Origin of the sequence: Xanthomonas sp. DAR 34887 (assembly GCF_041245805.1) — a bacterium.
In the GTDB taxonomy this organism is placed as follows: domain Bacteria; phylum Pseudomonadota; class Gammaproteobacteria; order Xanthomonadales; family Xanthomonadaceae; genus Xanthomonas_A; species Xanthomonas_A tesorieronis.
The window spans coordinates 370,874-387,468 of the sequence record NZ_CP162490.1; the positions used below are offsets into that span (position 1 = coordinate 370,874).

Consider the following 16,595-nt stretch of genomic DNA (forward strand, 5'->3'; position numbering starts at 1 on the left):
CGCGTAGCGTGCGCGCCCGCTGCAGGCAAAACTGTTGGTTGCATTTCGTCACCAGATGCCAGCTAACGCGCTCGGCACGCAGCGTTCACCTTGGTGCAACGCCGTTGCCGACAGTCTTGGACCATGGTCGACCCCCACCGCCAGTCCCCAACGCAGGCGACGGCCAGGCATCAGGCGCCGCCTGCGAACGACATTCCCGACAACGCTCCAGGCGTTTCGGAAGCGGGTGCCTGGTGGCGGCAATTGTTCGCCGCAGTGCCGCGCTGGCTGCTCATAACGGTCGCGCTGTTCGCGCTGGGCCTGCTGCTGTTCTGGTACGCCCGTGCTTGACCTCCTGTCCCCCTCGCGTGGAGAGCCGTGTATGGCGCCATCTGCCGCACACGACCATGTCCGCCGCTGCAGCGTTCGCCTGCATCCGCCCGGTGGGCACGAGGTCGCCACGCACGCCTGGATCGCCGCCGAAGTCGCGCGGCTGATGCGTCTGCCGTTGCGGGAGGCTGACCCGGCACAGAGCGGTTTCTACGTGCCCGACGACACCCTGACCGCAGCGCAGGCGCAGCAGCTGGGCATACGCGCGGCGGCCGACCTGCTTGGTGGCGTGGTCCCGCATGCGTTCGTCGCCACCAAGGCGATTAGCCATCCGCTGGTCGATCCCGACGCGGCCGCGCCGCAAGGCTGGAACCCTGCGCTAGGCAGCGCATTGGCCGAAGCAACGGTACCCGGCTACACCGCATTCGCGGCGGACGATGCGCGCGCGGCGTATGCACGCCTGTGCGGCGGCGGACAGGTGCGCTTGAAGTTGCCGCATGGCATCGCCGGACGCGGCCAGCTGTTGCTGCACGACCCGCAGGCATTGGATACCGCACTGGACGCATTGGCGGCGGCGGATCTGGCGCAGCAGGGCGTGGTGCTGGAGCGGCAACTGGACCGCTCCACGACCTTCAGTGTCGGCGAAGTGGACTGCGCCGGCATGACCATCGCCTATTACGGCACGCAATCGGTCACCGGCGACGCTGCCGGCCACGAAACCTACGGCGGCTCGCAACTGTTCGTGATCCGCGGCACCCTGGACGCGCTGCTCGAACGCACGCTGCCGGCGCCGCAGCGCGCAGCGGTGCTGAAGGCGCGCCATTACGATCGTTGCATCGCCCACGCCTATCCCGGCTTCTACGCGTCGCGCCGCAATTACGACGTGATCGACGGCATCGCCCAGGACGGGACGCGCATGAGCGGAGTGCTGGAGCAATCCTGGCGCGTCGGCGGCGCCACGCCGGCAGAACTGGCCGCGGTCGATGCCTTCCAGCGCGATCCGGCGTTGCACGCGGTGGTTGCGGCGACGGTCGAGCGCTACGGCGTGCCGGCGTTGCCCGCGGACGCCGAGGTCTATTACATGGGCGAGGATCCGCGCGCGGGCCGCCTGACCAAATACCGCTACGTGAGCGCTGCGGACTGACGATGGAAACCAAGCTCTCCAGCATCGATATCGCGGTGGACGGCGATGCCTTGAGCGGCACCTTGCTGACCCCGACCAACGGCATGCCCGGCGTGCTGTTCGTGCATGGCTGGGGCGGCAACCAGCATCACAACCTGGTGCGCGCGCGCGAAGCGGTCGGTCTGGGCTGCGTGTGTCTGACCTTCGACCTGCGCGGCCACGAAGGCATGGCGTCGATGCGCGAAACGGTGACGCGCGCGCAGAATCTGGACGACATCAGGGCGGCGTACGATCGGCTGGTGGATTCGCCGCAGGTGGATCCGGAGTCGATCGCGGTGGTGGGCCTGAGCTACGGCGGCTACCTCGCCTCGCTGCTGACCCTGGAACGGCCGGTGGAGTGGCTGGCGTTGCGTTCGCCGGCGCTGTACAAGGACGCGCAGTGGGATGACCCGAAGGTGGCGTTGAACCGCGATCCGGACTTGATGCCGTATCGGCACCGCGCCATCGCGCCGGAGGACAACATCGCGCTGGCGGCATGCCAGCGCTTTCGTGGCGACGTCTTGCTGGTCGAAGCCGAGCAGGACGTGATCGTGCCGGGGCAGGTGCTGAAGAATTACGCCGCCGCGTTCTCCAATGCGCGTTCGCTGACCTCGCGGGTGATCAAGGGCGCCGACCACGCGCTGACCCGCAAGGAGCATCAACTCGAGTACACCCGCTATCTGGTCGACTGGCTCACCGAGATGGTGGTCGGGCGCCGCGTGGCGCTGGCCAAGAACGTGGTCGAACGGCGCAAGCAGCAACTCAAGAGCACCCAGGGCGATGCCGCGACATCGCCCGGCCAGGGGTCGAAGGAATTCCAGGGCCGCATCGAGGCCAAGGAACGCACCTCCGACGCCACGCCGTCGCGGTGAAGCGGCGCCGCGACGACGCGACAATTCGGTCGCGCTGCGGCTTGCAGCGCGACCCCGAACGCATTGCGCTCGCGGATGCCGTCAGTGGCTGCGCCCGGATTGCTCCAGATGGTGCCAGGCGTGGCGGACCAGCCAGCGCGCCTCATCCCACGGCACCGACAGCGACGGCGCCAGATGGTGATAGGACTCCTGCAGCACGCGGTACAGCTGCGCTTCGCTGGCGCGCGGATAGGCCAGATAGACGTCGTAGCCCATCTTCAGCAGCGAGGCATAGTCAGCGAAGCCATGGCGGCCGAGCTGGCCATTGGCATGCGCATGTCGCCAGTAGGCCATTTCGGCCTCCAGATCGACGGCGCGACGAGCGTGGGCAGGACGAGCGAGAGCGGGAGCGGTCTGCATGGGTAGGACTCCTCTCGAAGCTACCCCCCTGTCGCTCCGATCCTAGCGGATAGTTGCCGCGATTTGCGCCTACAGCGCGATATCGTGCGCGAATTGCTGAACCGATAAGCGAGGTGAGCGTACAAACGCCCTGAGGCGTCTGCAGCGCTTGGAGAGGGCGTACCGCTCGAGGCCGCATGCCGCATGCCGCGTGCCCGGCGGCGATACGTGATGCGACGGGGCACCAGGCCCGCGTCGCATATCTTGCCCCGCGTCACATGCCGAACATGCAGGCCGCAGCTTCAGTCCCAATCCGGGGCGATACCGGCCGGGTTCGCCAGTCGCTCGCCGCGGTCCAGCGTGGCGATCTGCGCCATGTCCGCTTCCTCCAGGCGCAGCGATTGCGCGAGCAGATTGCTGGCCAGGTTTTCGCGTTTGGTCGAGGACGGAATCACCGCATACCCTTGCTGCAGCGCCCAGGCCAACGCCACCTGCGCCGGCGTGGCGGCATGGCGCTTGGCGATGGCGACGATCAGCGGGTCCTGCAGCACCTTGCCGTACGCCAGGGTCATGTAGGAGGTGACGTGGATGCCCTGTTGCTGCAGATAGCCGATCAGCGTGCGGTTCTGCAGGTAGGGATGCACTTCGATCTGCTGGGTGGCGATCGCCTCGGCACCGAGGATCGCGATCGCCTGCTCGGTCAAGGCGATGGTGAAGTTGGACAGGCCGATCTGCCGGGTGAGGCCTTGCCGCTGCGCATCGGCGAGCGCATGCAGATACTCGGTCATCGGCACCGCATCGCGCGGCGAGGGCCAATGCACCAGGGTCAGGTCCACGTAGTCGCTGCGCAGCTTGTCCAGGCTCTGGCGCAGGCTCGGCAGCAGCTTGTCGGGGGCCAGGTTGTCGGTCCACACCTTGGTGGTGACGAACAGCTCCGCGCGCGGCACGCCGGAGGCGGCGATGGCCTCGCCGACCTCGGCCTCGTTGCCGTAGATCTGCGCGGTATCGATGGCGCGGTAGCCGAGTTCGAGCGCGTTGCGGACCGAGTCGACGACGACCTGGTCCTTGAGCCGGAACGTGCCCAGGCCGAAAGCGGGAATGCTCATGCGGTGACTCCTTGCGTGGAAAAGGGGAGAGCGTTGGATTTCAGTATGCGAGCGGCGCGGTCACGCCGGCGTCGCCGCGGCGCGCATCGCACCGGGTTTGCCGACCGGGAGTGCGCTGAGGAAGGCGCTCACCCGCAGGCGGAGCAAAAGCAGAAGCGCGAACACGACCGAAGAAAACAGGGATGCAGTCTGGACCCGTCCCCGGCGCCGAAAAACCCATCGCCAGACCAATCACCTTTGCGTTCTGGTCAATAATCGAGGCCCGATTCCGCCATCCGCCTTGCCATGAAGACGACACTGGACGAACTGCAGGCCTTCATCGCCGTGGTCGACACGCATTCGATCACCGCGGCCGCCGACGCATTGGGGCAGACCGCTTCCGGGGTCAGCCGCGCGCTGGCGCGGCTGGAAGAGAAGCTGCAGACCACGCTGTTGCGGCGGACCACCCGGCGCCTGGCGCTGACCGAGGAAGGCCAGGTCTTCCTGCAGCGCGCCCGCGAGATCGTGGCCGCGGTCGAGCAGGCCGAAGAGCAGATGGTCGCGCGCCGCCAACGCCCGGCCGGGCGCCTGCGCGTGGATGCGGCCACGCCGTTCATGCTGCATGCGATCGTGCCGCACGTGGCCGGCTACCGTGCACGCTATCCGGACGTGGAGCTGGAGCTGACCAGCAACGACGGCATCATCGACCTGCTCGAACGCCGCACCGACCTGGCGATCCGCATCGGTACGCTGCGCGATTCCAGCCTGCATGCGCGCGCACTGGGCAGCAGCCGCGTGCGCGTGCTGGCCAGTCCAGACTATCTGGCCCGGCGCGGCGTGCCGCGCCGCGTGGACGCGCTGGCCGGGCACGACCTGCTCGGGTTCACGCAGCCCGAGTCGCTCAACGAATGGCCGCTGCGCCGCAGCGATGGCACTGCGCTGCACATCCGCCCGACGCTCGCCTGTTCCAGCGGCGAAACCCTGCGCCAGCTGGCGCTGGCCGGCGAGGGCATCGTCTGCCTGTCCGATTTCATGACCACGGCCGATCGCCGCGACGGCCGCCTGGTGCAGCTGTTGCCCAAGCAGACGCTGGACGTGCGCCAGCCGATCCACGGCGTCTACTACCGCAACACCGCGGTGTCGGTGCGCATCGCCTCGTTTCTGGACTACCTGGCCAACGCGCTGGGGCCGACGCCCTTTACGGCCTAGTGCCGCCGCGCGCCATGCACGCGACGCGGGCGGCGGCGCGGACGGCGGCGCCGAGACCTGGCATGCGGTGCACACGGCACTGCGCGCAGCATTCGCGCGTGCCGGCGAGCAGGCCCGGCACTGGCGTGGCATCGCCACTGGACGCGCCTTCGGATATGTAACTATGATGGTTACATGAAGCGAAACACGCAACTCTCCGACGTCCTGCATTTGCTGGTCCATATGGCGCAGCACGGCGAACCGATGACTTCCGAGCAGATGGCGGCCTGCCTGCAGAGCCACGCGGTGGTGGTGCGGCGGTTGCTGGCGCGACTGCGCGAAGCGCAACTGGTCGATTCCAGCCGCGGCCATGGCGGCGGCTGGCAGTTGGCGCGTGCGCCGGAGGCGATCAGCCTGTACGAGGTCTATGTCGCCCTGGGCGAACCGCTGCTGCTCGGCCATGGCGTGCGCGGCCCGCATCCGGGCTGCGCGATCGAGCGCGCGGTCAACGATGCGCTCGACGACGGCTATCGGCAGGCGCAGGCCGCCTTGGCCGCCCAGTTGCAGGCATTGACGCTGCGCAAGCTGGTCCAGCGCGTACAACGCAAGCACAAGCAGGAGAAGACTCATGCAGCATGACGCAATCGTCATCGGCGGCAGTTTTGCCGGCCTCTCGGCGGCCCTGATGCTGGCGCGCGGGCACCGCAAGGTGCTGGTGGTCGACGCCGGCCTGCCGCGCAACCGCTACGCCACGCATTCGCATGGCTTGCTGGCGCTGGACGGCCTGCCGGGCAGCGCAGTGCTGGCCCAGGCCAGGACGCAGTTGCTGGCCTATCCCACCGTCGAATGGTGGGACGGACAGGTCGAGGATGCCACGGCCTTGCCCGGCGGCTGGGAGGTGGCGCTGGCCGATGGCCGGCGGGCAAGCACGCGCGGCATGGTGCTGGCGACCGGCGTCGCCGACCAGTTGCCGGACCTGCCGGGCGTGGCCGAGCGCTGGGGGCGCACGGTCATGCACTGCCCCTACTGCCATGGCTACGAACTGGGCCGGCAGGCGCGCATCGGCGTGCTCGGCAACGGTACCCACATGTCGGCGGAACAGGCGCTGATGCTGGCCGACTGGGGCCGGGTGACATTGTTCGCGCAAGGCATGCCGCTGGACGACGCCGAACTGATGGCCAAGCTGGCCAGACGTGGCGTGCAGCTGGAAACGCGGCGTGCGGTTGCGCTGGAAGGCGAGGGCACCGCCATCGACGCCATGCGCGTGGACGACGGCGCTCGGGTGGAGATCCAGGCGCTGTTCCTGTCCGCGCCGACACGCATGGCCAGCCCGCTCGCCGAGCGCCTGGGCTGCCGCTTCGACGAAGGCCCGCTCAGCCCTTATCTGAGCGTGGACGAGAAGAAGCTGACCAGCCTGCCGCGGGTCTACGCGGCAGGCGACGCGGCGCGCATGCACGGCAACGCGACGCTGGCCTCGGCCGACGGCATGCTGGCCGGCATCGGTCTGCACCATGCATTGATTGCCGAAGACAGCGGGCAGGACACGGTCGCCGCGGCATAAAAAAAGGCCGTCCGCGAACGGACGGCCTGCCATTGGCGCATGCGCCGCCGCACATGCGGGTATGCGGCCTCAGCCCTTCACGCACAACACCTGACGCAAGGTGTGCACCACTTCCACCAGGTCGCTCTGCGCGGCCATCACCGCATCGATCGACTTGTACGCTGCCGGCGATTCGTCGATCACCGCCGCATCCTTGCGGCACTCCACGTGCGCGGTGGCCTCGCGGTGCTGGGCCAGGGTGATCTGCTGGCGCGCGGCGGTCCGGCTCATCACCCGCCCGGCGCCGTGGCTGCAGCTGTGGAAGCTGTCGCCATTGCCCAGGCCGCGCACGATGAAGCTCTTCGCGCCCATGCTGCCGGGAATGATGCCCAGCTCGCCCGCACGCGCGCTGACCGCACCCTTGCGGGTCACCAGCAGTTCCTCGCCGGCGTGCATTTCCTTCTGCACGTAGTTGTGGTGGCAGTTCACCGCCAGCTTTTCCAGCTGGAACTTCGGCAGGCGGTGGCGCATCTCCGCCAGCACCCGCGCCATCATCGCCTCGCGGTTCTCGCGCGCGTAGTCCTGCGCCCAGGACACCGCTTCCACGTAGTCGTCGAACAACGGCTCGCCCTGCATGAAGAACGCCAGGTCCTTGTCCGGCAGGTGGAAGCCGAGCACGCGGTGCGCCAGTTGCTCGCGCGCCTGTTCGATGAAATAGCTGCCGATCAGGTTGCCGGTGCCGCGCGAGCCGCTGTGCAGCATCACCCACACTGCGTCGCTCTCGTCCAGGCACACTTCGATGAAGTGGTTGCCGCCGCCGAGCGTGCCGATCTGGCAATCCAGCTTGTCGGTGCGGATCCGGCGGTGCCTGGCCTTGATCGTGTCCAGGCGCTCGACCAGCCCCGACTGCGCGATGCGCGTGGCGATGCTGTCGGGCAGCTTGCGATGCTCGCCGCCGCGGCCGTTGCCGACCGGCACGCTGCGCTCGATGCTGGAGCGCAGTTGCGCCAGGCTGTCGGGCAAATCGGCCGCGCGCAGCGTGGTCCGCACCGCGGCCATGCCGCAGCCGATGTCCACGCCGACCGCCGCCGGGATGATCGCGCCGCGGGTCGGGATCACCGAGCCCACGGTCGCGCCCTTGCCCAGGTGCACGTCCGGCATCACCGCCACCCACGGCCCCACGAACGGGATCGCGGCGATGTTGCGCAGCTGCTCGTGGGCCTGCGCTTCCAGCGGCACGCCGCGCACCCAGCCCTTGATCGGCGTGGCGCTGCCCTCGGCGTGCAGCAATTCGTAGTTCTGCATAGTCATGTCTTTCATTCCTTCGAGGCCACGCGCGGCGCTTCCTTGCGCCGCGCATGGCGGTCCTACTTCATCGTCACCAACTGCTTCAGCACGCCATCCAGGCCGCCGAACACGGTGAGCTTGTCGATCTTCTCGGTGACCTTCTCCAGCGCCTCCAGCTCCTTCAGCCGCATCAGCACCGGGTTGTCCTCGATCAGCTTGGCGGTGTTGAGCAGCGAGCGCGTGGCGTTGGCCTCCTCGCGCCGGCGGATCACGTTGGCCTGCGCCGACTTCTCCGCCTGCACCACCGCGTTGAGGATGTCCTTCATCTCGCCGGGCAGGATCACGTCCTTGACCCCGACGCCCAGCACCTCGATGCCGAAGCCGGCGACCTGCTCGCGCACGTAGCCGAAGATGTCCGCATCCAGCGACGCCTTGTCGCCCAGCAGTTCGTCCAGCGTCTTCGCCGACACCGCACGGCGCAAGCCGTACTGCAGCTCGCGATACAACTGGTCGCCGTACTTGGCCACCCGCGTCCGCGCGGCGACCGGGTCGGCCACGCGCATGCTTGCGGCCAGGTTGACGCGCAGGCTGACCTTGTCGCGGGTCAACAGCTCCTGCCCGGACACCTCCACCGACTGGATGCGCAGCTCGATCACCTCGGCGACGATGTTCTTGCGGAAGTTCCAGAACGCATAGTGCCCAGGCGCCAGGGTCTGCTGCAGGCGCCCGTCGACGAACACCAGTCCCGCCGACTCGGCCGGAACATCCAGCGCCACCGCGAAACGCGACAGCAGACCGAGCTGACGCAGCCGCTGGGCGACATCCGCCGGCACCGCCAGGCTCTCGCCCAGCGGCAGGCGCATCACCTCCACCGCGATCAGCCCGCGCCAGTACAACCGGCGCGTGCCGGGCGCCAGCACGTCTTCGAGCTTGCCCTGCTTGAACACCAGGCCGACCTCGTCGCTGCCCAGGTCGGCCAGCACGAAGACCTCGTGCAGCTGTGGGTCCAGGCGTGCGATCAATGCATCGACATCGGTGTCGGCGTATTCCGGCATGGCGATATTGCAGGTCTTCACTTCGATCCGCTGCGACGGGTCGAACAGACGGTAGACGCCGGGCGCGAGCACGCGCTCGAAACGCCGGTTGCGATACATCAGGCCGCGCTCGCTGTCGCCGATCACGATCCGCTTGGTCCAGAACATGGCACGTTCTCCTTGTGGCTCTGGTGGTCCGGTCCGGTGGATGAAGTCGCCGCGCCGGACCGACGAGCGCGAGGACGCCGCGTTGCCAGCGCCATGGGCGCGGCAACGCGGCAGGAGAAGTGCAAGTGCGCGCACGACGTCGTCACGGCGGCCAGCGGGCGCTGTCGGTGCGGAGGCCTGCGCGTGTGGTCGGCATCGCGTTGCACTGCGATACGCCCGTCGGCGCAGGCGCGCACGTCCAAGGCGGCGCGGCGGCGGCAGCGACGCTGCGGCGCATGCCGCACGCAACGCCGGTGGCGATGCGTGCGGCGTGTCCGCGCGGCGCGACTTGCTGGGCTTGCGCCCGGTATTGCACATGACGTGAAAGGTCATGGTTCTCGGAGCGGGAATCGAACCCGCAACCCTCGGATTAAGTTTCCGATGCTCTAACCAATTGAGCTATCCAAAAGCGACGTGCCGGAGTCGAACCGGCGACCAGTGGACAAGCCACCGCTCTACCTCTGAGCTAACGTCTGGTGGAACTGCGCGTCCCGGCCGCAGGCATACGCGACGGCAGCGCCGTGCGCACCGGACGGGATGGCATCCCGTACCGCTAGCGGCCATTAAGTGCAGTTTCCCATTGCCGTCTCCTTCGAAACGGCAAATTCTGCGTCGATTCCATTCCCGCCGCCCGCGTCCGGCACCTGGACGCAGCGCTTGTGCGCCTCACGAGCGAAACTTCCCTGTTTCCGGGCATTCCATGCCCGGGTGCCTTGGGATTTTGAATCGACAAAACAAAAAAACATACGAACGCGCAAAGCAAAACGCCCCCGGCATGGTGTCCGAGGGCGTTCGCGTTCCTCGGAGATCGATGCAACCGATCTCCGCAACGGGCGATCAGTCGATCAGGTGGTGGGATCCAGCCGCAGCGCGGTATCGCACAGCGCACGCAGTGCCGCTGCGCGCGTTTCGCGCTGCAGGCTGGGCAGATGTGCGTTGAAGGGTCGGAAGTTCATGGTCGTCTGATTCGTCGCTGCCGAACGTGTCGGCTGATGGGCGCGCACATTACCCGTGTTGTTTTCATTGCGCAAGAGGTTTGTCGAATTATTTTTATCGCGTCGATGTCGATCGCGCGCCTTCCTCGGCCGAAAGATTCGCAGTGGCCGGGAAGGCATTTCCAATTCTGGTGTTTTGGTTACTGTGGGCGGCTGCTCAGAGCGGGAAGATTTATCGATGCATCGTCGAATTTTCTCTGGCGATCGCCGCTCTGGCGCAATGCGCGCTGATAGGCTCGCGCTGCGTCTTCCGTCAGCCAGACACTTACTTTCCGGTTGCTGGATGGCGCCTGCGATCAAGTCACTTCCCCGACGGAGTCATCGAAATGAAAATTCGCCTGCATGCCTCTCTGCTCGCATTGCTGCTCGTGCTTCCCGTTGCTTCGGCATTCGCGCAAACCGCGGTCACCGCCAATCCCAACCACCAGCAGCTGCTGCAGGGATCGGATTGGCGTACCGAGGCGAACAAGCGCCTGGTCTACGACTTCTGGCGCATCGTGTTCGAAGCCGGGCACACCGAGTACGCGCCGATGTACATGGCCAAGGACTACATCCAGCACAATCCGACCGTGGCCAACGGCCGCGATGCGTTCCTGCAGTTTCTGACCGCCTTCGTCAAACCGCAGCCGATCAAGCCGCGGGTGCAGCTGCCGCTGGTGGCGATCCTCGCCGAGGGCGATTACGTGACCCTGGTATCGGTGCGCACGCTGCCCGACCCCAAGGACGCGACCAAGACCTATACGACCACCTGGTTCGACATGTTCCGCATCCACAACGGCAAGATCCAGGAGCATTGGGACCCGGCGACCAAGTGACCTCGGCCGCGACGTAGGCCGCCGCGGTGCCGTCGTCGCTGCAGCGGTGCCGCGGCGATGGCGCGGCGCGGCCTGCGCGCAATCGGCCGTCGCGTTGGTGCGTTGGTCCGGCCGGATGCCCTGTGTCCGGGCATGCGCCGCGCAGCAGTGTTCCGCTGCGCGCCGGCCTGGTGTGCCGACGGGGCACGAGGAGGCTAGACTCCAAGGGCGGCCGACGGTCGCGCGCGCCTCCTTCACCAGCCGACATCGCCGCCATGCCCTTCCTCGAACTTCCGACGCATCGCCTGCATTACCGCATCGACGGCAGCGAAGGCCGTCCGTGGCTGACCTTCTGCAATTCGCTCGGCACCGACCTGCACATGTGGGACGCGCAGATCGATGCGCTGGCGCCGTACTACCGGGTGCTGCGCTACGACCGCCGCGGCCACGGCGCCTCCAGCGCCGCGTCTGGCCCGTATCGGATCGAGGCGCTGGCCGGCGATGTGCTGGCGCTGCTCGATGCGCTGTCGGTGGAGCGCACCCATTTCTGCGGCCTGTCGATCGGCGGCCTGACCGGGCAATGGCTGGGCCTCCACGCCGGCACGCGCCTGCATACGCTCACCGTGTGTGCGACGGCGGCCAAGATCGGCAACGAGGACAGCTGGCAGGCACGCATCGCCCAGGTGCAGGCCGATGGGTTGGCGCCGCTGCTGGCCGGCACCCGCGAGCGCTGGTTCACTCCGGCCTTCGCCGAGATGCAGCCGGCAACGGTCGAGGCGATCCTCGCGACCTTCCTGGGCACCGATGCGCAGGCCTATGCGGCCTGCTGCGCCGCAGTGGCCAGTGCCGACTTCCGTGGCGCGCTGGGCGAGATCGACACGCCGCTGCTGGCGCTGGCCGGGCATGACGATCCGGTCTGCCCGCCGGCCGATCTGCAGGCGATCGCCGCGCAGGTGGCGCGCGGCAGCTTCGCCGAGGTGCATGGTCGGCATCTGTGCAATGTGGAATCGCCGCACGCCTTCAACGACGCGCTGCTGCGCTTCCTGTTGCAGTAGCCACGCTCAGGGCGGCGGCACCGGTCGCCGCGCGATCCGCGCGGCCCAGGCTGCTTAACCGCCAATCCTAATCCCGGCTCTCGTCCAGCTGCACGACCAGCTTGCCGAAATTGCCGCCGCCGAGCATGTCGATGAAGGCCTGTGGCGCGTTCTCCAAGCCGCGCACGACATGCTCGCGATAACGCACGCGGCCGTCGGCCAGCCACGCGCCCATCTCGCGCAGGAACTCGGGATAGAGCTTGATGAAGTCGCCGACGATGAAGCCGCGCAGGGTCAGCCGCTGGCGCAATACCTGGCCCATCAGCGCCGCCAGGCGGTCCGGCCCCGGCGGCAGCTCGCCCTTGTTGTTGTAGGTGGCGATGGTGCCGCACACCGGCACGCGTGCGAAATCGTTGAGCAGCGGCAGCACCGCGTCGAACACGTGGCCGCCGACGTTCTCGAAGTAGACGTCGATGCCGTCCTTCGCCGCGGCACGCAGTTGCTCGGCGAAATCCGCGGCGCGATGGTCCAGCGCCACGTCCACGCCCAGTTCCTCGCGCAGGTAGCGGCATTTCTCGGCGCCACCGGCGATGGCGATCACCTTGGCGCCGCGGAGCCGGGCGATCTGCGCCACGCTGGCGCCGACCGGGCCGGTGGCCGCGGCGACTGCCACGGTTTCGCCGCTCTGCGGCTTGCCGATCTCATGCAGGCCTGCATAGGCGGTGAAACCGGGCATGCCGTAGACACCGAGTGCGGTGCTGGGCGGCAGCGGCGATTGCGGGTCGAGCTTGCGCCGCAGGCTGGCGCCGTCGGCGAGCAGATGCGTCTGCCAACCGCCGTTCTGCACCAGCACCAGATCGCCTGGCTTGACGTCGGGGTGATGGGAGTCCAGCACCTCGGCGACGGTGCTGCCGACCATCACCTCGTCCAGTTGCACCGGTGGCGCGTACGAGGGCGCATCGCTCATGCGCCCACGCATGTACGGATCCAGCGACAGCCAGCGGTTGCGCAGCAGCACCTGGCCGGGACCGGGCGCGGCCAGCGGCGCCTGTTCGATTCGGAAATTCTGCGCGGTCGGCGCGCCCTGCGGGCGCGAGGCCAGGACCACGCGGGTGGTATGGGACGCGGTGCTCATACGGTTTCCTTGCTGGCGGTATCCAGTTGCGCGATATCGTCGGTCGACAGCGCCAGGCGCGCGGCGGCCAACAATTGCTGCAACTGCTCGATGCTGGTGGCGCTGGCGATCGGCGCGGCGATGCCGGGACGCGCGATCAGCCACGCCAGGGCGACCTGGGTCGGCGTGGCCGCATGCTTGCCGGCGATGTCGTCGAGCGCGGCGAGGATGCGCAGGCCGCGCGCGTTGAGATAGCGCGCGATCACGCTGTCGCCGCGCGCCTGGCTCTTCGCCGCATCGGCCGGACTGCGGTACTTGCCGCTGAGGAAACCGCGGGCCAGCGCGTAGTAGCAGATCGTGCCCAGGCCCTGCTCGCGCACCAGCGGTTCCAGGCCGGCTTCGTAACCGGCGCGATCGTACAGGTTGTATTCGGGCTGCAACGTCTCGTAGCGCGGCAAGCCGTACTGCGCCGACACCTTCAGCGCTTCGGCCAGGCGTTCGGCGCTGTAGTTGGAGGCGCCGATCGCGCGCACCTTGCCTTGCTCGATCAAGCGTCCGAAGGCGGCCAGCGAGGCTTCCAGCGGCACCGACTCGTCGTCCTCGTGGGCCTGGTACAGATCGATTACGTCGGTCTGCAGGCGCTGCAGCGACTCGTCCACCGCCGCGGCGATATTGTCGGCCGCAAGGCCAGGGCGTTCGGCCCATTTGCCGACCTTGGTCGCGATCAACACCTTGTCGCGCTTGCCGCTGCGTTTGAGCCACTGGCCGATGATGGTTTCCGACTCGCCGCCGCGGTTGCCGGGTACCCAGGCCGCATACGCATCGGCGGTGTCGATCAGGTTGAAGCCTGCTTCGACGAAGGCGTCGAGCAAGGCGAAAGAGGTCTTGGCGTCGGCACTCCAGCCGAACACATTGCCGCCGAAGGCGAGCGGCGCCGCGTGCAGGCCGGAACGGCCGAGTTCGCGCGTGTGCAGCATGGGAGCGCTCCGCTGTGGGGAAGGGCGACAGGATAGTCGCCGCAGGTTTCGGTATCGCGGCGATGGTCGCGAAAACAGCGTTCCGTTTGCGTGATTCGCGCTAACGCGAAGACAACATTCGGCTGTGCGCGTATGCGTGCTAGGCTCGCGTCACACCGACAACGGACGTACGCCATGCGCCTTTGCACCACGCTTGCCTGCGCTTGTACCCTTGCCATCGCCGCGACGCTGGCGATCCCCGCCGCACAGGCGATCAAGCCTGCCGACAGCGCCAGCCTGCCCGCGCCCGATGCGGCCTTGCAGAAGGCCATCGACGGCAGCTGGCGCGACCGCGTCTACGTCGAGCGCGATGCCTATCGCCACCCGGGGCAGACCCTGGCGTTCTTCGGCATCACGCCGACCCAGACGGTGATCGAGATCACCCCCGGCGGCGGCTGGTATTCGGAAATCCTGGCGCCGTACCTGCGCGAGCGTGGTCAGTACATCGCCGCGGTGGTCGATCCGGCGGCGGTGCCCGAAGGGCGCACCCGCGAGTACCAGCAGAAGGCGCGCGCGACGCTGGAGCAGAAGTTCGCCGCCGCGCCGGCGCAGTACGACCACGCCAAGCTGGTGGCGTATTCGCCGACTGCGCCGGTGTTTGGTCCGGCAGGTTCGGCCGATCTGGTGCTGACCTTCCGCAACGTGCACAACTGGCGCATGTCCGGCCAGGCCGAGGGCATGTTCAAGGGCTTCTATGAGGTGCTCAAGCCCGGCGGCGTGCTCGGCGTGGTCGAACACCGCGCCAAGGCCGATGTGCCGGCCGACGACAAGAGCGGTTACGTCGGGCAGGCGCAGGTGATCGCGATGGCCGAGGCCGCCGGCTTCAAGCTGGCCGGCAAGAGCGAGGTCAACGCCAACCCGCGCGACACCAAGGATTATCCCGGCGGCGTGTGGACGCTGCCGCCGAGCAACAGCCACGATGCCGCCGACGACGCCAAGTACAAGGCGATCGGCGAGAGCGATCGGATGACGCTGAAGTTCGTCAAGCGCTGAGAGCGGCCGGCGCGGGGGCGGGAAAAGGAATCCGGCGTGGGAGAATTGCCCGCGTCGCGCGCGGCGCCGAGGCTCGCCAATCCCGAATCCCCACGCTCCCTTCCCCGCTTCCATGCTGATCGCGTTCAACAAGCCGTTCAATGTGCTGTGCCAGTTCACCGATCACAGCGAACCGCCGCGGCGCACGCTGGCCGAGTTCGGCTTGCCCGCCGACGTGTACGCGGCGGGGCGACTGGACTACGACAGCGAAGGCCTGCTGCTGCTCACCGACGACGGGGCGCTGGCGCATCGCTACACCGACCCGCGGCACAAGCAGCCGAAGACGTATTGGGTGCAGGTGGAAGGCGTGCCGCAGCCGGAACAGCTGCAGCGCCTGCGCGATGGCGTGGTATTGAACGACGGCCCCACCGCGCCGGCGCAGGCCAGCGTGCTGGAGACGGCGCCGGACCTGTGGCCGCGCGACCCGCCGGTGCGCTTCCGCAAGACGGTCGCCGATGCGTGGCTGCAGATCGTGCTGCGCGAAGGGCGCAACCGCCAGGTGCGGCGCATGACGGCCGCAGTCGGCTTGCCGACCCTGCGCCTGGTCCGCGTGGCGATCGGCACGCACCGGCTGGACGGGTTGGCGCCGGGCGCGTGGCGGGCGCTGTAAGCCTTCCGGCAACGCCCCCTTGTAGGAGCGGCTTCAGCCGCGACATGGTCTTGCCGAAGACACGGTCTCGCCGGAGTGCCTGTCGCGGCTGAAGCCGCTCCTACAGAACGGAGCAGGCTGATCACCAATCCCGGATCGAGAAGCGCGTACCGCGTTGCGTATCCGCAGGCGTTGGACGATCGCTGTCGCAGCGGCTTCGTGGCCCCGCTGAAAATCGCCGGGACATCGCGTCCTCCGAAGCCCTTAAACGAAAACAGCGGCCGGATACGATCCGACCGCTGTTTTCGAAAGCGCTGCTGTCGTCGCTGTCGCGGCGACACTACGGCAATGCTTATTCTTCGGTGGCGTCCTGCGCGGCCGCGGCACGGCGCGAGCTGCGTGCTGCCGAACGACGGGCGCCGGCGTTGCCGCGCTTGCTGGCGGCGATGCGCTGCGAGTCGCCTTCGATCGGTGCGGTGTTGTCGCGCTGGCGCTTGCGGTAGATCGCGTAACCGAGCAGGCCCACGCCCACCGCCGCGGCGGCGATCGCGATGACCGGATTGCGGCGCACCGCCGTCCGCGCGACCTTGGTGCCGGTCTTCACCGCACCCAGCGCCGCGCCGGTCTTCAGCGCACCCATGGCGGCGCCGGACTGCAACCACTTGTTGGCCTGCGGCCCGATGTGACGGAGGCTGTCGCCGGCATGGCTGGCGAGATCCAGCGCGCGATCGGTGATGATGGTCAGCTTGCTCATGGGCGTCCCTACTGGCAGGAATAAGGGCTGCAGTGTCCCTCGGGTTCCGTATAGACCGTGTTAGCGCGGCGGCGTGGAGTCGTCTGCCGGCTGAATGCGCGGGCGGTTCGGATGCGGCGTGTGCTGCGATTGCCGCAGTGGGGGTCTCTGGAGGGACGGCGTGCCGGTGCTGGCCGCTTTGCCGCACGCGACGCTGGCCGGTCAT

Annotated in this window: 17 protein-coding genes and 1 tRNA gene; 10 read left to right on the plus strand and 8 right to left on the minus strand. The window is 68.0% G+C overall.

The genetic code is table 11. From position 1 onward, the window contains the following. Window positions 1-123 precede the first annotated feature (123 nt). Genes AB3X08_RS01645 through AB3X08_RS01655 form a run of 3 tightly spaced genes read left to right on the plus strand, consistent with a single transcriptional unit; the run spans window position 124 to window position 2,343 of the window. Window positions 124-330, plus strand: a complete 207-nt coding sequence (locus tag AB3X08_RS01645; protein WP_369935782.1) for a hypothetical protein — start codon at window positions 124-126, stop codon at window positions 328-330. Between the two features lie 31 nt (window positions 331-361). Beyond that, window positions 362-1,453 carry a DUF3182 family protein gene (locus AB3X08_RS01650; protein ID WP_369935784.1) on the plus strand — a complete coding sequence of 364 codons (1,092 nt, stop codon included), beginning with the start codon at window positions 362-364 and terminating at the stop codon, window positions 1,451-1,453. Between the two features lie 2 nt (window positions 1,454-1,455). Further along, window positions 1,456-2,343, plus strand: coding sequence for an alpha/beta hydrolase family protein (locus tag AB3X08_RS01655; RefSeq protein ID WP_369935785.1), 888 nt, complete (start codon window positions 1,456-1,458; stop codon window positions 2,341-2,343). 81 nt (window positions 2,344-2,424) lie between these two features. On the opposite strand, the gene AB3X08_RS01660 is transcribed toward AB3X08_RS01655, so the two are convergent. Beyond that, window positions 2,425-2,742, minus strand: a complete 318-nt coding sequence (locus AB3X08_RS01660) for a hypothetical protein (protein ID WP_369935786.1) — start codon at window positions 2,740-2,742, stop codon at window positions 2,425-2,427. A gap of 281 nt (window positions 2,743-3,023) precedes the next feature. Further along, window positions 3,024-3,827 carry a 2,5-didehydrogluconate reductase DkgB gene (dkgB, locus tag AB3X08_RS01665; protein WP_369935788.1) on the minus strand — a complete coding sequence of 268 codons (804 nt, stop codon included), beginning with the start codon at window positions 3,825-3,827 and terminating at the stop codon, window positions 3,024-3,026. 285 nt (window positions 3,828-4,112) lie between these two features. Here dkgB and AB3X08_RS01670 point away from each other — a divergent pair, with 285 nt between their 5' ends. The 3 genes from AB3X08_RS01670 (at window position 4,113) to AB3X08_RS01680 (ending at window position 6,555) form a co-directional block, all read left to right on the plus strand. Continuing rightward, complete coding sequence (locus tag AB3X08_RS01670; RefSeq protein ID WP_369935790.1) at window positions 4,113-5,015, plus strand: LysR substrate-binding domain-containing protein; 903 nt, start codon at window positions 4,113-4,115, stop codon at window positions 5,013-5,015. Between the two features lie 174 nt (window positions 5,016-5,189). Beyond that, the gene (locus AB3X08_RS01675; protein ID WP_369935791.1) at window positions 5,190-5,633 is read left to right on the plus strand and encodes an Rrf2 family transcriptional regulator; all 444 of its coding nucleotides are present in this window, start codon (window positions 5,190-5,192) and stop codon (window positions 5,631-5,633) included. Then, window positions 5,623-6,555, plus strand: coding sequence for an NAD(P)/FAD-dependent oxidoreductase (locus AB3X08_RS01680; protein ID WP_369935792.1), 933 nt, complete (start codon window positions 5,623-5,625; stop codon window positions 6,553-6,555). The genes AB3X08_RS01675 and AB3X08_RS01680 overlap by 11 nt, the downstream gene beginning before the upstream one ends. 69 nt (window positions 6,556-6,624) lie before the next feature. Here AB3X08_RS01680 and AB3X08_RS01685 read toward each other — a convergent pair whose 3' ends face one another. The 3 genes from AB3X08_RS01685 to AB3X08_RS01695 all read right to left on the minus strand — a co-directional run bounded on the left by AB3X08_RS01685 (window position 6,625) and on the right by AB3X08_RS01695 (window position 9,471). Then, window positions 6,625-7,845, minus strand: coding sequence for an RtcB family protein (locus AB3X08_RS01685; protein WP_369935794.1), 1,221 nt, complete (start codon window positions 7,843-7,845; stop codon window positions 6,625-6,627). Between the two features lie 56 nt (window positions 7,846-7,901). Next, window positions 7,902-9,023, minus strand: a complete 1,122-nt coding sequence (locus tag AB3X08_RS01690; protein ID WP_369935796.1) for a slipin family protein — start codon at window positions 9,021-9,023, stop codon at window positions 7,902-7,904. Window positions 9,024-9,394: 371 nt separating this feature from the next. Next, window positions 9,395-9,471 (minus strand) — tRNA-Lys (locus AB3X08_RS01695). 912 nt (window positions 9,472-10,383) lie between these two features. On the opposite strand from AB3X08_RS01695, the gene AB3X08_RS01700 reads away from it, so the two are divergent. Together AB3X08_RS01700 and pcaD are read left to right on the plus strand one after the other, a co-directional pair. Further along, window positions 10,384-10,872, plus strand: a complete 489-nt coding sequence (locus AB3X08_RS01700) for a nuclear transport factor 2 family protein (RefSeq protein ID WP_369935797.1) — start codon at window positions 10,384-10,386, stop codon at window positions 10,870-10,872. Window positions 10,873-11,126: 254 nt separating this feature from the next. Then, window positions 11,127-11,906, plus strand: a complete 780-nt coding sequence (gene pcaD, locus AB3X08_RS01705) for a 3-oxoadipate enol-lactonase (RefSeq protein ID WP_369935799.1) — start codon at window positions 11,127-11,129, stop codon at window positions 11,904-11,906. Window positions 11,907-11,973: 67 nt separating this feature from the next. On the opposite strand, the gene AB3X08_RS01710 is transcribed toward pcaD, so the two are convergent. After that, window positions 11,974-13,020, minus strand: a complete 1,047-nt coding sequence (locus AB3X08_RS01710) for an NADP-dependent oxidoreductase (RefSeq protein WP_369935801.1) — start codon at window positions 13,018-13,020, stop codon at window positions 11,974-11,976. Then, on the minus strand, window positions 13,017-13,976 hold the full coding sequence (locus tag AB3X08_RS01715; RefSeq protein WP_369935803.1) for an aldo/keto reductase: 960 nt from the start codon (window positions 13,974-13,976) through the stop codon (window positions 13,017-13,019). The genes AB3X08_RS01710 and AB3X08_RS01715 overlap by 4 nt, the downstream gene beginning before the upstream one ends. Window positions 13,977-14,150: 174 nt before the next feature. Between AB3X08_RS01715 and AB3X08_RS01720 the strand changes: the two genes are divergently transcribed. Together AB3X08_RS01720 and AB3X08_RS01725 are read left to right on the plus strand one after the other, a co-directional pair. After that, window positions 14,151-15,008, plus strand: coding sequence for a class I SAM-dependent methyltransferase (locus tag AB3X08_RS01720; protein WP_369935805.1), 858 nt, complete (start codon window positions 14,151-14,153; stop codon window positions 15,006-15,008). 112 nt (window positions 15,009-15,120) lie between these two features. Next, window positions 15,121-15,657 carry a pseudouridine synthase gene (locus tag AB3X08_RS01725; RefSeq protein WP_369935807.1) on the plus strand — a complete coding sequence of 179 codons (537 nt, stop codon included), beginning with the start codon at window positions 15,121-15,123 and terminating at the stop codon, window positions 15,655-15,657. A 331-nt stretch (window positions 15,658-15,988) separates the two neighbouring features. Here the strand turns inward: AB3X08_RS01725 and AB3X08_RS01730 are convergent, their stop codons facing one another. Next, window positions 15,989-16,390 carry a hypothetical protein gene (locus AB3X08_RS01730; RefSeq protein WP_369935809.1) on the minus strand — a complete coding sequence of 134 codons (402 nt, stop codon included), beginning with the start codon at window positions 16,388-16,390 and terminating at the stop codon, window positions 15,989-15,991. Window positions 16,391-16,595: the final 205 nt, after the last annotated feature.

What these genes read in the sequence shown, in the direction of transcription:
- AB3X08_RS01685 (WP_369935794.1), bottom strand. Translation starts at nt 7,845, where the DNA reads ATGACTATGCAGAACTACGAATTGCTGCACGCCGAGGGCAGCGCCACG.
- AB3X08_RS01680 (WP_369935792.1), top strand. Translation starts at nt 5,623, where the DNA reads ATGCAGCATGACGCAATCGTCATCGGCGGCAGTTTTGCCGGCCTCTCG.
- AB3X08_RS01710 (WP_369935801.1), bottom strand. Translation starts at nt 13,020, where the DNA reads ATGAGCACCGCGTCCCATACCACCCGCGTGGTCCTGGCCTCGCGCCCG.
- AB3X08_RS01645 (WP_369935782.1), top strand. Translation starts at nt 124, where the DNA reads ATGGTCGACCCCCACCGCCAGTCCCCAACGCAGGCGACGGCCAGGCAT.
- AB3X08_RS01725 (WP_369935807.1), top strand. Translation starts at nt 15,121, where the DNA reads ATGCTGATCGCGTTCAACAAGCCGTTCAATGTGCTGTGCCAGTTCACC.
- AB3X08_RS01675 (WP_369935791.1), top strand. Translation starts at nt 5,190, where the DNA reads ATGAAGCGAAACACGCAACTCTCCGACGTCCTGCATTTGCTGGTCCAT.
- dkgB (WP_369935788.1), bottom strand. Translation starts at nt 3,827, where the DNA reads ATGAGCATTCCCGCTTTCGGCCTGGGCACGTTCCGGCTCAAGGACCAG.
- AB3X08_RS01700 (WP_369935797.1), top strand. Translation starts at nt 10,384, where the DNA reads ATGAAAATTCGCCTGCATGCCTCTCTGCTCGCATTGCTGCTCGTGCTT.
- AB3X08_RS01720 (WP_369935805.1), top strand. Translation starts at nt 14,151, where the DNA reads ATGCGCCTTTGCACCACGCTTGCCTGCGCTTGTACCCTTGCCATCGCC.
- AB3X08_RS01655 (WP_369935785.1), top strand. Translation starts at nt 1,456, where the DNA reads ATGGAAACCAAGCTCTCCAGCATCGATATCGCGGTGGACGGCGATGCC.
- AB3X08_RS01715 (WP_369935803.1), bottom strand. Translation starts at nt 13,976, where the DNA reads ATGCTGCACACGCGCGAACTCGGCCGTTCCGGCCTGCACGCGGCGCCG.
- pcaD (WP_369935799.1), top strand. Translation starts at nt 11,127, where the DNA reads ATGCCCTTCCTCGAACTTCCGACGCATCGCCTGCATTACCGCATCGAC.
- AB3X08_RS01650 (WP_369935784.1), top strand. Translation starts at nt 362, where the DNA reads ATGGCGCCATCTGCCGCACACGACCATGTCCGCCGCTGCAGCGTTCGC.
- AB3X08_RS01670 (WP_369935790.1), top strand. Translation starts at nt 4,113, where the DNA reads ATGAAGACGACACTGGACGAACTGCAGGCCTTCATCGCCGTGGTCGAC.
- AB3X08_RS01730 (WP_369935809.1), bottom strand. Translation starts at nt 16,390, where the DNA reads ATGAGCAAGCTGACCATCATCACCGATCGCGCGCTGGATCTCGCCAGC.
- AB3X08_RS01690 (WP_369935796.1), bottom strand. Translation starts at nt 9,023, where the DNA reads ATGTTCTGGACCAAGCGGATCGTGATCGGCGACAGCGAGCGCGGCCTG.
- AB3X08_RS01660 (WP_369935786.1), bottom strand. Translation starts at nt 2,742, where the DNA reads ATGCAGACCGCTCCCGCTCTCGCTCGTCCTGCCCACGCTCGTCGCGCC.